This window comes from Paracoccus hibiscisoli (assembly GCF_005048265.1).
Taxonomy (GTDB): domain Bacteria; phylum Pseudomonadota; class Alphaproteobacteria; order Rhodobacterales; family Rhodobacteraceae; genus Paracoccus; species Paracoccus hibiscisoli.
This window is the reverse complement of record NZ_SUNH01000007.1, coordinates 168,044-187,221: the sequence shown is the minus strand read 5'-3', so window position 1 is coordinate 187,221 and position 19,178 is coordinate 168,044. Positions and strand designations below refer to the sequence as shown.

General features: G+C 68.1%; 20 protein-coding genes. 19 read left to right on the top strand and 1 reads right to left on the bottom strand.

Annotated features, from left to right (window positions below; genetic code table 11):
- Nucleotides 1-19: 19 nt before the first annotated feature.
- Entirely contained in the window at nucleotides 20-1,216 is a 1,197-nt protein-coding gene (doeA, locus tag FA740_RS06070; protein ID WP_136855883.1) for an ectoine hydrolase DoeA, read from the top strand.
- Nucleotides 1,213-2,202, top strand: a complete 990-nt coding sequence (gene doeB / locus FA740_RS06065) for a N(2)-acetyl-L-2,4-diaminobutanoate deacetylase DoeB (protein ID WP_136855882.1) — start codon at nucleotides 1,213-1,215, stop codon at nucleotides 2,200-2,202. The genes doeA and doeB overlap by 4 nt, the downstream gene beginning before the upstream one ends.
- On the opposite strand, the gene FA740_RS06060 is transcribed toward doeB, so the two are convergent.
- Nucleotides 2,199-2,852 carry an alpha/beta fold hydrolase gene (locus tag FA740_RS06060; RefSeq protein WP_136855881.1) on the bottom strand — a complete coding sequence of 218 codons (654 nt, stop codon included), beginning with the start codon at nucleotides 2,850-2,852 and terminating at the stop codon, nucleotides 2,199-2,201. The genes doeB and FA740_RS06060 overlap by 4 nt on opposite strands.
- Before the next feature lie 86 nt (nucleotides 2,853-2,938).
- Here FA740_RS06060 and FA740_RS06055 point away from each other — a divergent pair, with 86 nt between their 5' ends.
- From FA740_RS06055 to FA740_RS05975, 17 genes are all read left to right on the top strand, one after another.
- A complete protein-coding gene (locus tag FA740_RS06055) occupies nucleotides 2,939-3,820 on the top strand; it encodes a LysR family transcriptional regulator (protein ID WP_136855880.1) in 882 nt (293 codons plus the stop codon).
- Nucleotides 3,821-3,906: 86 nt separating this feature from the next.
- The gene (locus tag FA740_RS06050) at nucleotides 3,907-4,398 is read left to right on the top strand and encodes a formate dehydrogenase subunit gamma (protein WP_136855879.1); all 492 of its coding nucleotides are present in this window, start codon (nucleotides 3,907-3,909) and stop codon (nucleotides 4,396-4,398) included.
- Complete coding sequence (locus FA740_RS06045; RefSeq protein ID WP_136855878.1) at nucleotides 4,395-5,912, top strand: formate dehydrogenase beta subunit; 1,518 nt, start codon at nucleotides 4,395-4,397, stop codon at nucleotides 5,910-5,912. The genes FA740_RS06050 and FA740_RS06045 overlap by 4 nt, the downstream gene beginning before the upstream one ends.
- Nucleotides 5,909-8,845 (top strand): formate dehydrogenase subunit alpha, encoded by a 2,937-nt coding sequence (gene fdhF, locus FA740_RS06040; protein WP_136855877.1) that lies wholly within the window; start codon nucleotides 5,909-5,911, stop codon nucleotides 8,843-8,845. Before FA740_RS06045 ends, fdhF begins: the two co-directional genes overlap by 4 nt.
- Nucleotides 8,846-8,848: 3 nt before the next feature.
- Nucleotides 8,849-9,673: a formate dehydrogenase accessory sulfurtransferase FdhD gene (gene fdhD / locus FA740_RS06035; RefSeq protein ID WP_136855876.1), complete on the top strand. Its 825-nt coding sequence runs from the start codon at nucleotides 8,849-8,851 to the stop codon at nucleotides 9,671-9,673.
- A complete protein-coding gene (locus FA740_RS06030) occupies nucleotides 9,663-9,863 on the top strand; it encodes a formate dehydrogenase subunit delta (RefSeq protein WP_136855875.1) in 201 nt (66 codons plus the stop codon). The genes fdhD and FA740_RS06030 overlap by 11 nt, the downstream gene beginning before the upstream one ends.
- A gap of 72 nt (nucleotides 9,864-9,935) precedes the next feature.
- Nucleotides 9,936-10,892: a diacylglycerol/lipid kinase family protein gene (locus FA740_RS06025; protein ID WP_246053483.1), complete on the top strand. Its 957-nt coding sequence runs from the start codon at nucleotides 9,936-9,938 to the stop codon at nucleotides 10,890-10,892.
- Between the two features lie 6 nt (nucleotides 10,893-10,898).
- Nucleotides 10,899-11,690: a metallophosphoesterase family protein gene (locus FA740_RS06020; protein WP_136855873.1), complete on the top strand. Its 792-nt coding sequence runs from the start codon at nucleotides 10,899-10,901 to the stop codon at nucleotides 11,688-11,690.
- Between the two features lie 187 nt (nucleotides 11,691-11,877).
- The gene (gene rpsA, locus FA740_RS06015; protein WP_136855872.1) at nucleotides 11,878-13,557 is read left to right on the top strand and encodes a 30S ribosomal protein S1; all 1,680 of its coding nucleotides are present in this window, start codon (nucleotides 11,878-11,880) and stop codon (nucleotides 13,555-13,557) included.
- Between the two features lie 240 nt (nucleotides 13,558-13,797).
- Complete coding sequence (gene ihfB / locus FA740_RS06010; RefSeq protein WP_136855871.1) at nucleotides 13,798-14,082, top strand: integration host factor subunit beta; 285 nt, start codon at nucleotides 13,798-13,800, stop codon at nucleotides 14,080-14,082.
- 36 nt (nucleotides 14,083-14,118) lie between these two features.
- Complete coding sequence (locus FA740_RS06005; RefSeq protein WP_136855870.1) at nucleotides 14,119-14,502, top strand: LapA family protein; 384 nt, start codon at nucleotides 14,119-14,121, stop codon at nucleotides 14,500-14,502.
- Entirely contained in the window at nucleotides 14,499-15,140 is a 642-nt protein-coding gene (locus tag FA740_RS06000) for a phosphoribosylanthranilate isomerase (protein WP_136855869.1), read from the top strand. Before FA740_RS06005 ends, FA740_RS06000 begins: the two co-directional genes overlap by 4 nt.
- A gap of 283 nt (nucleotides 15,141-15,423) precedes the next feature.
- Entirely contained in the window at nucleotides 15,424-15,777 is a 354-nt protein-coding gene (locus FA740_RS05995; RefSeq protein WP_136855868.1) for a permease, read from the top strand.
- A complete protein-coding gene (locus FA740_RS05990) occupies nucleotides 15,719-17,077 on the top strand; it encodes a DNA-packaging protein (RefSeq protein ID WP_211243649.1) in 1,359 nt (452 codons plus the stop codon). Before FA740_RS05995 ends, FA740_RS05990 begins: the two co-directional genes overlap by 59 nt.
- An 80-nt stretch (nucleotides 17,078-17,157) precedes the next feature.
- Nucleotides 17,158-18,342, top strand: coding sequence for a phage portal protein (locus FA740_RS05985; protein WP_136855866.1), 1,185 nt, complete (start codon nucleotides 17,158-17,160; stop codon nucleotides 18,340-18,342).
- A gap of 3 nt (nucleotides 18,343-18,345) precedes the next feature.
- On the top strand, nucleotides 18,346-18,576 hold the full coding sequence (locus FA740_RS05980) for a GTA head formation protein, RCAP_rcc01685 family (protein WP_136855865.1): 231 nt from the start codon (nucleotides 18,346-18,348) through the stop codon (nucleotides 18,574-18,576).
- A gap of 3 nt (nucleotides 18,577-18,579) precedes the next feature.
- Complete coding sequence (locus FA740_RS05975; RefSeq protein ID WP_136855864.1) at nucleotides 18,580-19,110, top strand: HK97 family phage prohead protease; 531 nt, start codon at nucleotides 18,580-18,582, stop codon at nucleotides 19,108-19,110.
- Nucleotides 19,111-19,178 lie beyond the last annotated feature (68 nt).

Sequence of the window (19,178 nt, the reverse complement as noted above, 5' to 3'; positions counted from 1 at the left end):
CCCTGCAAGGTTCACGCCCATGCCCGAACTGCAACGCACGCCCGAACGATTTGCGACCGAGGAATATCAGGCCCGCCTGAGCGGCACCCGCGCCCGCATGGCGCGTCAGGGGCTGGACGTGCTGATCGTCAGCGATCCGTCCAACATGGCCTGGCTGACCGGCTATGACGGCTGGTCTTTCTATGTGCATCAATGCGTGATCGTGGGGCCGTCCGGCCCGCCCGTGTGGTTCGGGCGCGGGCAGGACGCGCAGGGTGCGCTGCGCACCGTCTGGATGCCCGAGGACGCGATCATCGGCTATCCCGACCATTACGTGCAGTCCGAGGTCCGCCACCCGATGGAGTATCTGGCCGCCCGGCTGACCGACATGGGCTGGAACCGCGGCACCATCGGGGTCGAGATGGACAATTACTGGTATTCCGCCAAGGCGCATGGCTGTCTGGTCGCGGGCCTGCCGGACGCGCGGCTGACCGACGCGGTGTCGCTGGTCAACTGGCAGCGCGCCGTCAAGACCGAGAAAGAGCTGGAATACATGCGCAAGGCCGCGCGCATTGTCGAACGCATGCACCGCCGCATCGCCGACAAGGTCGAGGTCGGCATGCGCAAATGCGATCTGGTGGCCGAGATCTATGACGCGGGCCTGCGCTATGACGAATGGTCGGGGCATGGCGGCGACTATCCGGCCATCGTGCCGCTGCTGCCATCGGGGCCCGATGCGGGCGCGCCGCACCTGACCTGGGACGACCAGCCGATGAAGCCCGAGGAGGGCACGTTCTTCGAGATCGCGGGCTGTTATCAGCGGTACCACGTGCCGCTGTCGCGCACGATTTTCCTCGGCACGCCCCCCGACGCGATGCTGGAGGCCGAAAAGGCCGTCCTGGAGGGCATGGAAGAGGGGCTGGAGGCCGCCCGCGCCGGCAATACCTGCGAGGATGTTGCCAACGCCTTCTTCCGGGTGCTGGACCGCCACGGCATCGTCAAGGACAACCGCACCGGATACCCGATCGGCCTGTCCTATCCGCCCGACTGGGGCGAACGCACCATGTCGCTGCGCCGGGGCGACAAGACGGTGCTGCAGCCGGGGATGACGTTCCATTTCATGACCGGGCTGTGGATGGACGACTGGGGATACGAGACCACGGAATCGATCATCATCACCGATGGCGCGCCCGACCTGTTCTGCACCCTGCCGCGCCGGATGCTGGTGAAGTCGTGACGGCGATCACCCCCACCATCCCGCTGGACGCGCCCGGCAAGCATCACGGGTTCCTGCGCCTGCCGCACAGCCGCAATGACAGCGCCTGGGGCAGCGTGATGATCCCGCTGACGGTGATCCGGGGCGGCGACGGTCCCACCGCGCTGCTGACCGGGGGCAATCACGGCGACGAATACGAAGGCCCCCTGGCGCTGCAGCAGCTGGCCTGGGAGCTGGAGCCCGCGCAGGTGATGGGCCGCGTGATCATCCTGCCCGCGATGAACGCGCCCGCGGTGGCGGCGGGCACGCGGGTCAGCCCGGTGGACGGGGTCAACATGAACCGCGCCTTTCCGGGCCGCGCGGACGGCACGGTGACGCAAAAGATCGCGGATTATCTGGCGACGGTTCTGGTGCCTGCGGCGGATGTCGTGCTGGATTACCATTCGGGCGGCAAGACGCTGGATTTTCTGCCCTATGCCGCGGCGCATTACCTGGACGATGCGGATCAGCAGGCGGCCTGCGTTGCCGCGATGCGGGCCTTTGGCGCGCCCTGGTCGATGATGATGCGGGAAATCGACGCGGTCGGCATGTTCGACACCACGGTGGAACAGCAGGGCAAGGTCTTTGTCACGACCGAATTGGGCGGCGGCGGGACGGCCACGGCGGCCTCGGTCGCGATCGCGCTGCGGGGGGCGCGCAATGTGCTGCGCCATGCAGGCATCCTGTCCGGCCCGGTCGAGGGCGCCGCGGCCGGCCGCATGCTGGACATGCCCGACGACGCCTGCTTCCATTTCGCGCCGCAGGGCGGGCTGATCCATCCGCTGGTCGATCTGGGAGAGGCCGTGGCTGAGGGACAGCCTTTGGCCTGCATCTGGCCCGCCGACCGCACCGGGGTTGCGCCGGTCACCGTCCATGCGAACCGCCCCGGCCTGCTGGCGGCGCGGCATTTCCCCGGGCTGGTCCAGACCGGCGATTGCCTGGCGGTTGTGGCCGTGGCGGTGGACTAACGCGCGATGCGGTCCACCAGATCGGCCAGCCCCTGCGGATCGGTGAGGAAAGGCGAATGATCCCAATCGGCTTCATGGAGATGCTGGACCGGGGCGCGGGCCAGCATGGCGCGTTGCAGCGCGGGCGCGATGGCGCGGTCCTGTCCGCAGAGCACATAATGGCGCGCCACCGCCGCGCGCGGCCCGGGCCAGCGATCGCGCAAAGGCCCGACCGGCTGGGGGCGCAGGCTGGCGATGGCCTGCATCGCCTGCGCGTCCGACAGCCCGTGCAGCATCAGCGCCCGCGCCGCATCGGGGGGCAGGATCAGGCGGCCCTCGGGGTCGCGCGGCCAGGCGCGGGGCGGTGCGGGGATCAGCCGGTCCAGCGCGGCCAGGCTGTCGCCGGGCAGGGGTAGATAGCTGCACAGGTGGATCAGCGCGCAAGGCGGGTGGCGGCTGGCCAGCGCCTCGGCCAGGATGCCGCCCATCGAATGGCCCAGGATCACGCGGGCCGGGGGCAGGGCCGCCACCGCCTGCGCCAGCGTCGTGTCCGCCGCATTGGGCAGGTCGGGGCAGGCCACGCGCCAGCCCCGCGCGCGCAGGGCCGCCGCCGTGGCGTCCCAGCACCAGCCGCCATGCCAGGCCCCGTGGATCAGCAGGATGTCGTCCATCGCCTGACCCTGCCCGGGCGAGGCGCGCGCGGCAAGGCTTGACCCCGCAGGCCCATGCGCGCCTGATGCGCCGCAAAGGAGGCGCCATGATCGACAAGCTGGAGATGTTCCTGGCCGTGGCCAAGGAGGGTCATTTCGGACGCGCCGCGGCCACGCTGGGCATCACACAGCCCAGCCTGTCGGCGGGCATCAAGCAGCTGGAGGCGCAGCTGGGCGTCCTGCTGATCTTTCGCGGCGCGCGCTATGGCGGGCTGACGCCCGAGGGGCAGGCGGCGCTGGTCTGGGCGCGGCGCATCGTGGGCGACGCCCGCCAGCTGCGCGACGAGATGCGCGCCACCCGCCACGGGCTGACCGGCCAGCTGCGCATCGCGGTGGTGCCGACCGCGCTGACCTGGGCCGCGCGGCTGGCGGCCCGGTATGGGGCGGCGCATCCGAATGTCGGGCTGACGATCCTGTCGCGCGCCTCGGTCGAGATCCTGAAGATGATCGAGGACCTGCAGGTCGATGCGGGCATCTCTTATCTGGACAACGAGCCGCTGGGCCGGGTCAGCGCGGTGCCGCTGTATGACGAACGCTACAGCCTGGTGGTGCCGGCGGATCATGCGCTGGCGGGGGCCGGGGTGCTGGACTGGGCGGGCTTGGACGGGCTGCGGCTGTGCCTGCTGACGCCCGACATGCAGAACCGCCGCATCATCAACCGCCGCCTGGCCGATGCGGGCGTCACCCCCCTGGCCATGGTCGAGAGCAATTCCACCGTGGTGCTGGTCTCGCAGGTGCTGGCCGGGGGTTGGGTCACGATCCTGCCGCAGGACATCGCGGGGTTTCTGGCACAGGGCAAGCCGCTGGCGCTGGTGCAGCTGGCCCCCGAGGGGCCGGGCCATGCCGTCGGCCTGATCGCGCCTTGGCGCGAGCCCCACACACCCGTGCTGGAGGCCCTGCTGACCGAGGCGCGGCGCATGGTGTCATAGGCGCAGCCTATCGTATGACGGAACTGCGATATTGATTTGTGATCATTCCGGGCGTTGACTGGGGGGGAACGACAGAAAGGCCAGCCATGCGTGACCCCGCGCCAGCCAACTTAGCCGCAGCCACCCCCTCAGCCGAGGATATCCGCCAGATCGTGGCGCCCCTGACCGCGCTGGAGGGGCCACTGCTGCCCATGCTGCATGCGATCCAGGCCGAATGGGGGCATGTGCCCCAGGCGGCGGTGCCGGTGCTGGCCGATCTGCTGAACCTGGGCCGGGCCGAGGTTCTGGGCGTCATCAGCTTTTACCACGATTTCCGCGACCATCCTGCCGGGCGGCAGGTCCTGAAAATCTGTCGCGCCGAGGCCTGCCAGGCGATGGGCGGCACCGGCGTCGCGGCGGAGACCCTGGCGCGGCTGGGCGTGGACTGGCACGGCACCACCCCGGACGGCGCGGTCACGGTCGAGCCGGTCTATTGCCTGGGCCTGTGCGCCTGCGGCCCTGCCGCGATGCTGGACGGGCGGTTGCTGGGGCGGGTCGATGCCGACCGGCTGCTAGCCGAGACGGGGGCGGGCGCATGAGGATCTATGTTCCCCTGGACAGCGCGGCCAAGGCGCTGGGCGCGGATGCGGTCGCCGATGCCATCGCGCACGAGGCGGCACTGCGCGGTCTGGACGTGCAGATCATCCGCAACGGATCGCGCGGCATGGTCTGGCTGGAGCCGCTGGTCGAGATCGAGGCGGACGGGCGCAGGCTGGCCTATGGCCCGGTATCGGCGGCGGATGTCCCGGCGCTGATGGACGGGCGGCTGAACAGCCTGGGCACGGTCGAGGATATCCCCTTCTTCGCGCGCCAGACGCGGCTGACATTCGCACGCTGCGGGCTGATCGACCCGCTTGATCTGGACGATTACGCGGCCCATGGCGGGCTGGTCGGCCTGCGCCGGGCCGTGGCGATGGACAGCGCCCAGATCGTGGCCGAGGTCACCGCCAGCGGGTTGCGCGGGCGCGGCGGCGCGGGGTTTCCGACCGGCATCAAGTGGAAGACCGTGGCCGAGGCCGTCGCCGATCAGAAATACATCGTCTGCAATGCCGATGAGGGCGACAGCGGCACCTTTGCCGACCGGATGATCATGGAGGGCGACCCCTTCACGCTGATCGAGGGGATGGCGATTGCCGCCCTGGGCGTGGGGGCCACGCGCGGCTATGTCTATATGCGGTCGGAATATCCGGTTGCCATCGCGGTGCTGGAACAGGCGGTCGCGATCGCTCGCGCGCGCGGCGTGCTGGGGCCGGACGTGCTGGGCTCGGGGCGCGCCTTTGACATGCAGGTGCGGGTCGGCGCCGGCGCCTATGTCTGCGGAGAGGAAACCAGCCTGCTGAACAGCCTGGAGGGCAAGCGCGGCACGGTCCGCGCGAAACCCCCGCTGCCCGCGCTGGAAGGGTTTCTGGGCAAGCCCACGGTCGTGAACAACGTGATCAGTCTGGCGACCGTGCCGGTGATCTTTGAGCGCGGCGCGCAAGCCTATGCCGATTTCGGGCTGGGCCGGTCGCGCGGAACGGTCACGCTGCAGATTGCCGGCAATGTCGCGCGGGGCGGGCTGTTCGAGACCGCGTTCGGCCTGTCGCTGGGCGAGGTGGTCAACGATATCGCGGGCGGCACGGCGACGGGGCGTCCGGTCAAGGCGGTGCAGGTCGGCGGGCCGCTGGGCGCCTATATGCCGGTGTCGAAATTCGACACGGCGATGGGCTACGAGGATTTCGACGCGGCGGGCGGGCTGATCGGCCATGCGGGGTTGGTCGTGTTCGACGACAGCGCCGACATGCTGCAGATGGCGCGGTTCGCGATGGAGTTCTGCGCCATCGAATCCTGCGGGAAATGCACGCCCTGCCGGATCGGCGCGGTTCGGGGCGTCGAGACCATCGACCGCATCGCCGCGGGCGACCCTGCTGCCGCCGCCCTGCTGACCGACCTGTGCGAGACGATGAAGGATGGCTCTCTCTGTGCGCTGGGGGGGTTCACCCCCTATCCGGTCATGTCCGCGCTGACGCAATTTCCAGACGATTTCGCCACCCAAAGGGAGGCCGCCGAATGAAAGACTTCATCATCCCCCAATTCGCCCCGGGCGACGAGCGTGACATGGGCACCCCCGCCCGCCACGGCCCGCCCGTCTGCCTGACCATCGATGGGGTTCAGGTGACGGTGCCTGAGGGCACGTCGGTGATGCGCGCGGCCATGATGGCCGAGGTGCAGATCCCCAAGCTGTGCGCCAGCGACAACCTGGAGGCCTTCGGGTCCTGCCGGTTGTGCGTGGTCGAGATCGAGGGCCGGCGCGGCACGCCCGCCAGCTGCACCACCCCCGTGGCCGAGGGCATGGTCGTGCGGACCCAGACCGACAAGATCCGCAAGCTGCGCCGCGGCGTGATGGAGCTGTATGTCAGCGACCACCCGCTGGATTGCCTGACCTGCGCGGCCAATGGCGATTGCGAGTTGCAGGATGCGGCAGGGCAGGTGGGATTGCGCGATGTGCGCTATACGCCCGGCGCGAACCATTTCGACGTCTCGGGGCAGGGCGCGCGGTCTCAGGCCGAGGCGCGGCTGCGTGGTGGGCATGACAACCCGCTGTTCATCCCCAAGGACGACAGCAATCCCTATTTCACCTATGATCCCAGCAAGTGCATCGTCTGTTCGCGCTGCGTGCGGGCCTGCGAGGAGGTGCAGGGGACATTCGCGCTGACCATCGAGGGGCGGGGCTTTGACAGCCGCGTGGCCGTCGCCGGAGAGAATTTCCTGGCCAGCGATTGCGTCAGCTGCGGGGCCTGCGTGCAGGCCTGCCCGACCGCGACCCTGCAGGAGAAGTCGGTGGCCGCGCTGGGTACGCCGACGCGGTCGGTCATCACCACCTGCGCCTATTGCGGCGTCGGCTGCAGCTTCAAGGCCGAGATGAACGGCGACACGCTGGTGCGCATGGTGCCGTGGAAGAACGGCAAGGCCAACCGCGGCCACAGCTGCGTCAAGGGGCGCTTTGCCTATGGCTATGCCGCGCACAAGGACCGCATCCTGTCGCCGATGATCCGCGACAGCATCGACGAGCCCTGGCGCGAGGTCGCCTGGGACGAGGCGCTGGCCTTTGCGGCCCGTCGCATGCACGCCATCCAGGAGCGGCACGGGCGGCGGTCGGTGGGGGTCATCACCTCCAGCCGTTGCACCAATGAGGAAACCTATCTGGTCCAGAAGCTGACCCGCGCGGTGTTCGGCAACAACAATACCGACACCTGCGCGCGCGTCTGTCATTCGCCCACGGGTTACGGGCTGGGCAAAACGTTTGGCACATCGGCCGGGACGCAGGATTTCGATTCCGTGGAACAGACCGACGTGGTGCTGATCATCGGCGCGAACCCCACGGACGGGCACCCGGTTTTTGCCAGCCGGTTGAAAAAGCGCCTGCGGGCGGGGGCGCGGCTGATCGTCGTCGATCCGCGCCGCACCGACATCGTGCGTTCCGCCCATGTCGAGGCCGATCACCACCTGCCGCTGCGTCCGGGCACCAATGTGGCTGTGGTCAGCGCGATGGCGCATGTGATCGTGACCGAGGGGCTGATGGACGAGGCCTATATCCGCGACCGCTGCGATTGGGACGAGTTCCAGCATTACGCCGAGTTCATCGCCGACCCCCGCCACGCCCCCGAGGCTGTCGAGGCGCTGACCGGTGTTCCCGCCGCCGATCTGCGCGCGGCGGCGCGGCTGTTCGCGACGGGCGGCAATGGCGCGATCTATTACGGGCTGGGCGTGACCGAGCACAGCCAGGGATCGACCACCGTCATGGCCATCGCAAACCTGGCGATGCTGACCGGCAATATCGGGCGGCCCGGCGTGGGGGTGAACCCGCTGCGCGGTCAGAACAACGTGCAGGGCGCCTGCGACATGGGGTCGTTCCCGCACGAGCTGCCGGGATACCGCCACGTCAAGCTGCCGGATGTGCGCGCCATCTTCGAGGCGGCCTGGGGGGTCAAGATCGACCCCGAGCCGGGCCTGCGCATCCCGAACATGCTGGATGCGGCGGTCGAGGGGACGTTCAAGGGGCTGTATTGCCAAGGAGAGGACATCCTGCAATCGGACCCCGATACCCATCACGTGGCCGCGGGCCTCAAGGCGATGGAATGCGTGATCGTCCATGACCTGTTCCTGAACGAGACCGCGAATTACGCGCATGTCTTTCTGCCCGGGTCCAGTTTCCTGGAGAAGGACGGCACATTCACCAATGCCGAACGCCGCATCAACCGCGTGCGCCGCGTGATGGCGCCCCGCAACGGATACGAGGATTGGGAGGTCACGCAGATGCTGGCCAATGCCCTGCTGAAGGAGACGGGCAGGGCGGGCTGGCACTATACCCATCCCAGCCAGATCATGGACGAGATCGCGGCCACCACGCCCAGCTTCGCGGGCGTCAGCTATGAGCGGCTGGAGGAGCTTGGCTCGGTCCAGTGGCCCTGCAACGAGGCCGCGCCGCAGGGCACGCCGCTGATGCATGTGGACGGGTTCCAGGCGGGGCGGGGTCATTTCATGATCACCGAATACGTGGCGACGGATGAACGGACCGGCCCGCGGTTCCCGCTGTTGCTGACCACCGGGCGCATCCTGTCGCAATACAATGTCGGCGCGCAGACGCGGCGGACCGAAAACAGCATCTGGCACGACCAGGACGTGTTGGAGATCCACCCCCATGACGCGGAGGTGCGGGGCGTCAACGAGGGCGACTGGGTGCGGCTGGCCAGCCGGGCCGGAGAGACGACGCTCAGGGCGGTGCTGACCGACCGGGTGTCGCCGGGCGTGGTCTATACGACCTTTCACCATCCGATGACGCAGGCTAACGTGGTGACGACCGATTTTTCGGACTGGGCGACCAATTGCCCGGAATACAAGGTCACCGCCGTGCAGGTCAGCCCCTCGAACGGTCCCTCGGACTGGCAGCGGGACTATCAGGCGCAGGCCGAAAGGTCGCGGCGGGTCCTGTCAGCCGCGGAGTGACCGATGACCCTGCCGACCCCTGCCCAGACCGCCCGCGCGACCCATGTCCGCGCGGGCAGAACCAGCGCCGTGACCCGCACCCTGCCCGAGGAGACGGCGGTGGCGATGGTCTATGGCGGCTCGACCCAGGCCGTGATGATGGCCACGCCCGCCGACCTTGAGGATTTTGCGGTGGGGTTTTCCCTGACCGAGGGGATCGTGACGCACCCCGCCCAGATCGAGCGGCTGGAGGTTCTGGCCCATCCCAAGGGGCTGGAGGCGCAGATGTGGATCGCGGACGACCGCACCGAGGCCCTGGCCGCGCGGCGTCGGTTCATGGCCGGGCCGGTGGGCTGCGGGCTGTGCGGCATCGACAGCCTGGACGAGGCCGTGCGCGCGCTGCCCCAGCTGGGCGATGCGGGGCCGGTGCTGGATGCGGGCCAGATCGCCGGGGCGACCGAGGCTCTGCGGGCCTGGCAGCCGTTGCATGACCAGACGCGCGCCGTCCATGCGGCGGGGTTCTTGGTGCCCGGGCGGGGCATCGTGCTGGCGCGCGAGGATGTGGGGCGGCACAACGCGCTGGACAAGCTGATCGGCGCGATGGCGCGGCAGGGCGTCGATGCGACGACCGGCGCGTTCGTGCTGACCAGCCGCGTGTCGACCGAGATGGTGCAGAAATGCGCCATTGCCGGGGGCGCGGTCATCATCGCCGTGTCGGCCCCCACCGCCCATGCGCTGCGCCTGGCGCAGGGGGCGGGTATCACGCTGGCGGCCTTTGCCCGCGGCGACGGGTTCGATCTGTTCTCTCACCCCCAACGGCTGCGCGCCGAGGTATCCCATGTCGCCTGACAAGATGGTCCTGATGGCCAACCAGATCGCCACGTTCTTTGACACTCAGCCCGGCGATGCGCCCGACAAGATCGCGGCCCATCTGCGCGATTTCTGGGAGCCTCGGATGCGGGCACAGCTGCAGGCATTCGTGCAGGAGGGCGGGCAGGGGCTGAAACCCTCGGCACTGGCGGCGGCGCGGCTGATCTGAGGATGCAACCCGGCGCGGGCTTTGGGTGTTTGGTCCCGACACATGACCGCTGTCCCGGGAGACCCCTTGTCCATGCAAAGCACCACGGATCGGCTCGATCTGGCCGACGCGAACGTCTGCGTCGTCATGAATCGCGGATCGGGCAAGAAAAAGCATGCCGAGCTGCGTGCCCTGCTGAAGGAACGGCTGGCACCCGCCTGCGGCAGCTATCGGCTGCGCGAAAGCCGCAAGGGCAGTGATCTGCCCGCGTTGGCGCGCCAGGTGGCGGCTGAGGGCTATGACCTGGTGATCGCCGCGGGGGGGGACGGCACGCAATCGGCGGTCGCTGGCGCGTTGACCGGCACGGATGTGATCATGGGCGTGCTGCCCGGCGGCACGTTCAACTATTTCGCGCGCGATCTGGGCGTGGGAGAGACCATCGACGACGCGCTGGACACGATCCTGGACGCGCGGGTCGAGGCGGTCGACGTGGGCGATGTCAACGACCTGATCTTTCTGAACAACGTCAGCCTGGGCGCCTATCCGCAGATCCTGAAGACGCGCGAGGGGATCTATCGCCGCTGGGGGCGGTCGCGGCTGGCGGCCTATTGGTCGGTGCTGGTCGCGCTGCGCCGGTTGCGCCGCCCGATGCAGCTGGTGGCCCGCGTCGACGGGCAGGAGACCCGGCATACCAGCGCGTTGGTCTTTGTCGCGCGCAGTGCCTATCAGCTGGACAGTTTCGGGCTGGAGGGGGCGGCGCAGATCCGGCGCGGCGAATTCGCGGTGCTGATCGCCAAGGCCAAGCGGCCCCTGCCGCTGATGCGGTCGGCCCTGCGCATGGCGATGGGCAAAAGCGCCAAGAACGACGATTTCGAGCTGATCCTGACGGATGCGCTGACCATCGAGACGCCCAAGCGCCGCCAGCTGGTCGCGCATGACGGCGAAAAGACCGTGCTGAACAGCCCGTTCCGCATGCAGGTGCGCCATGACGGGCTGCGCGTGCTGCTGCCGCGCGACGGGGTCAGCAAGACCGACCGGCCCGGGGACTGAGCCGTCGTGACGCGCATTCTGCATCTGACCGACCTGCATTTCGGATTTCACCGCCAGGCGCTGGTCCAGCCGCTGCTGGCGCGCATCGCGGCCCTGCGCCCCGACCTGGTGGTGGTGGGCGGCGACATCACCCATCGCGGGCTGGAGGCGCAGATGCGCGAGGCGCGCGCCTTTCTGGACCGGATCGAGGCGCCGCTGATCTGCATGCCCGGCAATCACGATGTGCCGCTGTGGAATCCTCTGGCGCGGATGTTCTGGCCCTTTGCGGGCTATCGGCGGCATTTCGGGCCGGTGCTGACGCCCGTGGCGCGGGCCGATGACGTGCGCGTCATGGCGATCAACAGCGCCGATCCCTATGCCTGGCAGCGCGGCAAGATCCGCGACGGAGAGATCGGCCGCGTGATCGGCAATGTCGATCCGATGGGCACCAACATTCTGGCCCTTCACCACCCGCTGCAGCAGTTGCCAGAGGTGACCAAGGCCCCGGCGCGCCGCGCCGAGGAGGCGCTGTTCCGGCTGGAGGCGTCGGGCGTGCAGGTGGTCCTATCGGGGCACCTGCATCGCTGGGCGGTGGATGCGCTGCTGCAGACGGGGCGGCATCCGCGCGTGCTGCAGATCCAGTCGGGCAGCGCGCTGTGCGCGCGGATCAGCGACGGGCAGAACGAATTCGCGCTGATGCGCATCGAGGGACCGGAGTTGTGCCTGGAGCGGCATGTCGCGCCGATGGCGGAGACGGATTTCCGCGAACCCGAGGTCAGCCGCTATAGCCGGGCGTCGGGCGTGTGGCGGCGCGTTTAGGCGTTGAATTTCACGCCGATCCGGCGTAAGGGGACCGCAGTCACACGGGCGACATGGTCAGAACAGACCGCTTTCCATCGGGTCGGGCGTCACGCCGCGACCCTTTGGCGTTGCCCCACGGGCATCATAAAGACCGGCGGAGCCAACCGTCAGGCCGGAAAACAGACACAAAGGATACTGCATACGCATGTGCGCTAAAGCGACTATGGAGGAGTTCGAGGCCCTTCTGAATGAAAGCCTCGAGATTGACACCCCCGACGAGGGCAGCGTTGTCAAAGGCCGCGTCATTGCCATCGAGGCAGGCCAGGCCATCATCGACGTCGGCTACAAGATGGAAGGCCGCGTCGATCTGAAGGAATTTGCCAATCCCGGCGAAGAGCCCAACATCAGCGTCGGCGACGAGGTCGAGGTCTATCTGGACCGCGTCGAGAACGCCCGCGGCGAAGCGTCGATCAGCCGTGAAAAGGCCCGCCGCGAGGAAGCCTGGGACCGTCTGGAGAAGGCCTACGAGAGCGAAGAGCGCGTCGAAGGCGCCATCTTTGGTCGCGTCAAGGGCGGCTTTACGGTCGATCTGGGCGGCGCTGTCGCCTTCCTGCCGGGTTCGCAGGTCGATGTGCGCCCCGTGCGCGATGCCGGCCCGCTGATGGGTCTGAAGCAGCCGTTCCAGATTCTGAAGATGGACCGTCGCCGCGGCAATATCGTCGTGTCGCGCCGCGCCATTCTGGAAGAGAGCCGCGCCGAACAGCGCGCCGAAGTCATCGCGAACCTGACCGAAGGTCAGTCGATCGACGGCGTGGTCAAGAACATCACCGAATATGGTGCGTTCGTTGATCTGGGCGGCGTTGACGGCCTGCTGCACGTCACCGACATGGCCTGGCGTCGCGTCAACCACCCGTCCGAGATCCTGGCGATCGGCGAGACCGTCAAGGTCCAGGTCATCAAGATCAACAAGGACAGCCACCGCATCAGCCTGGGCATGAAGCAGCTGCAGGCCGATCCGTGGGATACGGTTGCCGACAAGTTCCCGATCGAGTCGGTCCATCAGGGCCGCGTGACCAACATCACCGACTATGGCGCCTTCGTGGAGCTGGAAGCCGGTGTCGAGGGTCTGGTCCACGTGTCGGAAATGAGCTGGACCAAGAAGAACGTCCACCCGGGCAAGATCGTCTCGACCTCTCAGGAAGTCGAAGTGATGGTTCTGGAGATCGACGAGGCCAAGCGCCGCGTGTCCCTGGGCCTGAAGCAGACGATGCGCAACCCGTGGGAAGTGTTCGCCGAAACGCACCCGACCGGCACCGTCATCGAAGGCGAGGTCAAGAACATCACCGAATTCGGTCTGTTCGTGGGTCTGGACGGCGACATCGACGGCATGGTTCACCTGTCGGACATCTCTTGGGATGCCCGTGGCGAGGATGCGATCCAGGACTTCCGCAAGGGCGACACGGTCAAGGCCGTCGTTCAGGACGTGGACGTCGAGAAGGAGCGCATCAGCCTGTCCATCAAATCGTTGGAAAACGAGAACATGGCCGAGGCCGTTGATGGCGTGAAGCGTGGCACCATCGTCACCGCCGAAGTCACCGCGATCGAAGAGGGTGGCATCGAGGTCGAGTTCAACGGCGTCAAGTCGTTCATCCGCCGCAGCGACCTGGCTCGCGACCGTGCCGACCAGCGCCCCGAGCGCTTCAATGTCGGCGACAAGGTCGATGCCCGCGTGACCAACGTGGACACCAAGACCCGCCGTCTGGGTCTGTCCATCAAGGCCCGCGAGATCGCCGAGGAAAAAGAGGCGATCGACACCTATGGCAGCTCGGATTCGGGCGCGTCCTTGGGCGACATCCTGGGTGCGGCGCTGAACCGCAACAGCTGATCGGGTCCGCCCCATCAGACCTTGGCCCGTCCCGGTTCGTCCGGGGCGGGCCTTTTCTTGCCGCCGCCCGATCACGGCTGCGCCAAGCGTCTTGCGCCTCTGCGACAAAGCTGGCAACGCTATGAAACCAGTGACTTCTGTCGGGCGTTGATCGTGACTTGCAAGGACGGTAAGGCGCTGTCCTGTCATCTGCGCGGCCTGACGGCCACGGCAGGAAAGCCCGTCCATTTGGGGGAAAGCATGATCCGGTCCGAACTGATCCAGAAGATCTCCGACGAAAATCCCCACCTGTTCCGGCGCGATGTCGAGCGGATCGTGAACACCATCTTTGAGGAGGTCATCGACGCGATGGCCCGCGGAGATCGGGTCGAGCTGCGCGGCTTTGGTGCCTTCTCGGTCAAGAAGCGCGATTCGCGCACGGGGCGCAATCCGCGCACCGGCGAATCCGTCGAGGTCGAGGAAAAGCACGTGCCCTTTTTCAAGACCGGCAAGCTGTTGCGCGACCGCCTGAACGGCGATGCGTGACCATCTGAACCGGCCCGCTGCAACCGAGGAACCCTCATGCGCTTCATCCGTCTGATCTTTGTCGCAGCGCTTGCGCTGGTGCTGGTGGCCGTGGCCCTGGCGAACCGCGAGGCGGTCGTGCTGTCGGCCTTTCCGGCCAATTTCGGTCAGTATCTGGGCGGCACCTGGTCGGTGACCCTGCCGCTGTTCCTGGTGATCTTTGTGGCCTTTGCCTTGGGGATGCTGGCGGGGCTGATCTGGGAGTGGCTGCGCGAGGGGCATATCCGCCGTGAGGCGCGCCGCCACAGCGCCGAGGTCGCCCGTCTGGAGGGCGAGGTCGGGCAACTGCGCCAGCGTCACGCTGCCCCGCGCGACGAGGTTCTGGCCATTCTGGACGAGCCAAGCGCCGCACCGGCCACGACGCTGCCTGCGGTGCGCTGACCTTGGCCGAGGTCAAGATCTGCGGGCTGCGCGAGGCTGAGCATGTGGCGGCGGCCGTCGAGGAGGGCGCCCGGTTTCTGGGGTTCGTGTTCTTTCCGAAGTCGCCGCGGGCGGTGACGCCGCAGCAGGCCGCGCATCTGGTGGCCGATGTGCCGCCGGGTGTGGCGCGTGTCGGACTGTTTGTCGATCCGAGCGATGCGCTGTTGTCCGAGGTTCTGGAGTCAGGGGCGCTGGATGTGATCCAGCTGCACGGCCATGAGTCCGCAGCGCGGGTGGCCGAGGTCAAGGCCCTGTCCGGCCTGCCCGTGATGAAGGCCGTGGGCCTGTCCGGCCCCGATGATCTGGCGCAACTGGTCGATTACGGGGTCGTGGCCGACATGCTGCTGGTTGATGCCAAGCCGCCCAAGGGGGCCGATCTGCCGGGCGGAAACGGGCTGGCCTTTGACTGGCGTCTGCTGGTCGGGCGGCGGTGGTTGCGGCCCTGGATGCTGGCGGGCGGGCTGACGCCGGACAACGTGGCCGAGGCCGTGCGCCTGACCGGGGCGCCCGTGGTCGATGTCAGTTCAGGCGTGGAATCGGCGCCGGGGGTCAAGGATGTTGCGCTGATCCGCGCCTTTGTTGCCGCCGCGAAGGGGTGATTCCCGGGGGTGTTGCGCGGCGTGCGCAGGGGGTGTTGCACGTATCAGGCCTTTGTTCCGACAGGGTTTTTCGCCAGAGTGATGCACGCCCAGGTTTAGTCGTTGACTTTGCGAACGGCCCAAGGTAGAACTTATACATGCTGGAAGAGGTGGGCAAGCGGCCGGGGGGTGACCCTTAGGGCCGCTTTTTCGTTTCTTGGCTCGTGCGGACAGGACACGAGGCGGGGCAGATCGCATGAACGATATGGAGTGGGGCGGGGTCGGGGAAACCGAAGGACCTTTCGTGACTGGCACCCAGCCTGACAAGGCGGGGTTCCGGATGCCCGAGATAGCCGAGGGCGAGGACGAGATTGACGTCCTGCGCTGGCTGTTCTGGGATTACGTCAAGGACCTGCGGGGACATCAGGCCGAGCTTGAGACGCTGAAATCGGGGGACTTGGACCCCGCCAAGCTGAAAAAGGCCATGGAGACGGCAAAGACGGTCCGCGAGGCCGTCCAGCTGCTGATGGCGGAAAGGATCAAGGTTGACAAACTTCGCAAGGACATCGCGGGCGGCGTCGGAGGGGGGAGCCTTGACCTTGGCGCAGCAAGAGACGAGATCGGGCGCCGCCTGGCTTGCCTCCGCCGGGCCGGATGAGGTCGAGGACTTTCTGGGCAGTCTGTCGGAGAATGCGCTGATGAGCCTGCCCTGGCTGTTCGAGTTCTGGGCATTGCCACACCAGTTGCCCCCCGAGGGCGACTGGAAGAGTTGGGTCATCATGGGCGGACGCGGCGCGGGCAAGACCCGCGCCGGGTCGGAATGGGTGCGCGGCCTGGTCGAGGGGCCCACGGCCGCGGCGCCCGGCAAGTGTCATCGCGTGGCCCTGGTCGGAGAGACCTTTGACCAGGTGCGCGAGGTGATGGTGTTCGGCGAGAGCGGCATCCTGGCCTGTTCGCCCCCCGATCGTCGGCCCATCTGGGAGGCCGGGCGCAAGCGCCTGGTCTGGGCCAACGGCGCCACGGCCACCGTCTATAGCGCGCATGAGCCGGAGGCTTTGCGCGGGCCGCAATTCGATGCGGCCTGGGTGGACGAGCTGGCCAAGTGGAAGAAGGCCGAGGATGTCTGGGACATGCTGCAGTTTGCGCTGCGGCTTGGAGAGCATCCCCAGCAGGTCGTCACCACCACGCCGCGCAATGTCGGCGTGCTGAAACGCATTCTGGGGAACGCCAGCACGGTCGTGACCCATGCGCCGACGGATGCGAACCGCGCCTATCTGGCGGAGAGTTTCCTGGCAGAGGTGCAGACGCGGTATGGCGGGACCCGGTTGGGGCGGCAGGAGCTGGACGGCGTGTTGCTGGACGATGTCGAGGGGGCGCTGTGGACGACCGCGATGCTGGAAGGCGCGCGGGTGGCCACGGTTCCCAAGCTGGACAGGATTGTCGTCGCGGTCGACCCCTCGGTCACCGGGGGGCGGGCCAGCGACGAATGCGGCATCGTGGTGGCGGGCGTCGTCACCGAGGGCGAGCCCAAGGATTGGCGCGCCTATGTGCTGGAGGATGCCAGCGTCCGGGGCGGGCCGACCGATTGGGCCCGCGCCGCGATTGCCGCGATGGACCGCCACGGCGCCGAGAAATTGGTGGCCGAGGTGAACCAGGGCGGCGATCTGGTCGAGAGCGTGGTGCGCCAGATCGACCCGTTGGTGCCGTTCAAGGCGCTGCGGGCGTCGCGGGGCAAGGGTCTGCGGGCCGAGCCTGTCGCGGCGCTGTACGAGCAGGGTCGCGTCAAGCACCTGAAGGGCGCGTTGGGCGCGCTGGAGGACCAGCTGTGCCAGATGACGGTGCGCGGGTTCGAGGGGCGCGGCAGCCCCGACCGGCTGGATGCCTTGGTCTGGGCCATCCACGAGCTGATGATAGAACCTGCCGCCGGGTGGCGCAGGCCGCAGATGCGGCGATTGTAACCGGGTCCGAGAGGTCGGACCGACGAAGGGCCGTCCCGCAGGGGGCGGCCCTTTCGCATGGCTGAGGCATGGAGGCGAGCATGGCGTTTCGATTGTTTTCGCGGGAGGAGAAGTCATCCCCCGCACCGGAGAGGAAGGCCAGCGCCACGGGCCGGGTCGTGGCATTCGCCAGCGGGTCGGGGCGTCCGGTCTGGTCGGCGCGCGACCCCGGCACGCTGACGCGCAGCGGCTTCATGGGCAACCCGGTCGGTTTTCGCAGCGTGCGTCTGATCGCCGAGGCGGCAGCGGCGGTGCCGATGATCTGCGCGGATCGCGACCACCGCTATGAGGTGCATCCGGTGCTGGACCTGCTGCGCCGGCCCAATCCGGGCCAGGGCCGGGCCGAGCTGTTCGAGGCGCTGTTCGGGCAGATCCTGCTGTCGGGCAACGGCTATCTGGAGGCGGTCGGCCTGGACGGGTCGGGCATTCCCGAAGAGCTGCACGTGCTGCGGTCGGACCGCATGAGCGTGGTGCCCGGCGCGGATGGCTGGCCGGTCGCGTATGAATACGCGGTGGGCGGGCGCAAGCACCGGTTCGACATGACCGGCAGCCCCGATCCGATCTGTCACGTCAAGGCGTTCCACCCCCAGGACGACCATTACGGTCTGTCGCCGCTGCAGGCGGCCGCCGTGGCACTGGACGTGCATAACAGCGCCAGCGCCTGGTCCAAGGCGCTGCTGGACAATGCGGCGCGGCCCAGTGGCGCGATCATCTACAAAGGCGTCGACGGGCAGGGGGTGCTGAGCCCCGAGCAGTACGACCGCCTGGTGGGCGAGATCGAGATGAACCATCAGGGCGCGCGCAATGCGGGCCGCCCGATGCTGCTGGAAGGGGGGCTGGACTGGCGGCCCATGGGCTTCAGCCCGTCCGACATGGAGTTCCACGAGACCAAGCTGTCGGCGGCGCGGGAGATTGCGCTGGCCTTTGGTGTGCCGCCCATGCTGCTGGGGATTCCTGGGGACGCGACCTATGCCAATTACGCCGAGGCGCATCGGGCGTTCTATCGCCTGACGGTGCTGCCGCTGGTGACGCGGGTCACGGCCTCGGTCGCGTGGTGGCTGTCCGAGCATCTGGGCGCCGAGATCGAGCTGCGGCCCGATCTGGACCAGATCCCCGCCCTGGCCGAGGAGCGCAACCAGCAATGGGCCCGCATCAGCGGCGCCGGCTTTCTGACGGATGCGGAAAAGCGCGCGCTGCTGGGCCTGCCGCCCCTGGATGGGGCGTGAGGCATGGAAGGGTCGCGTTTCGTCAAGGACGGGCTGTGGCACGACACGCGTCTTGAGGCGCAGGAGCGGATCATGGCGCTGCAATTCGGCCAGGTCGAGAAGCGCCTTGAGCGCATCGAGGCCATGATCGAGGGCCTGGAGCGGCGGTTGTGGATGACGGTCTATGGCGTGGTCGCCGTGATCCTGACCCAGGCCATCCAGGGAATTTTGGAATTTGCGCCGAAGGGAGTGTGACGAATGGTTCCGGGACTTGAGGTGAAGTTCACGGGCGGGCCGCCGGTCCTGTCCGATGGGCAGGTGATCGAGGGCTATGCCAGCCTGTTCGGCCTGACCGATCAGGGCGGCGACGCGGTGCTGCCGGGGGCGTTTGCAGCGTCCCTGGCGCGGATCGCGGGGCGCGGCGACAAGGTGCGGATGCTGTGGCAGCACGACCCCACCCGCCCCATCGGTGTCTGGGACGAGGTCGGCGAGGACGGCAAGGGCCTGTGGGTCAAGGGCCGCCTGCTGCCCGACGTGGCGCAGGCCCGCGAGGCCGCGGCTCTGATCCAGGCGGGCGCGATCGACGGGCTGTCCATCGGCTATCGCACGCTGCGGGCCGAGCGGGACAAGGCCGGGCGGCGCGTTTTGGCCGAGGTCGAGCTGTGGGAGGTGTCGCTGGTGACCTTTCCGATGCTGGCCGAGGCCAAGGTGGGCCGCAAGGACACGGACGAGCTGCGCGAGGTCGCGGCCCTGTTCCACCAGGCGGCCCAGGCCCTTCGGGGCGCATGAGATTTCGGACCGGGTGCGCCCGGTCCGTCCACAGGTTCGGACCCGCCCCGAGGGGCTGTCCGGCAACA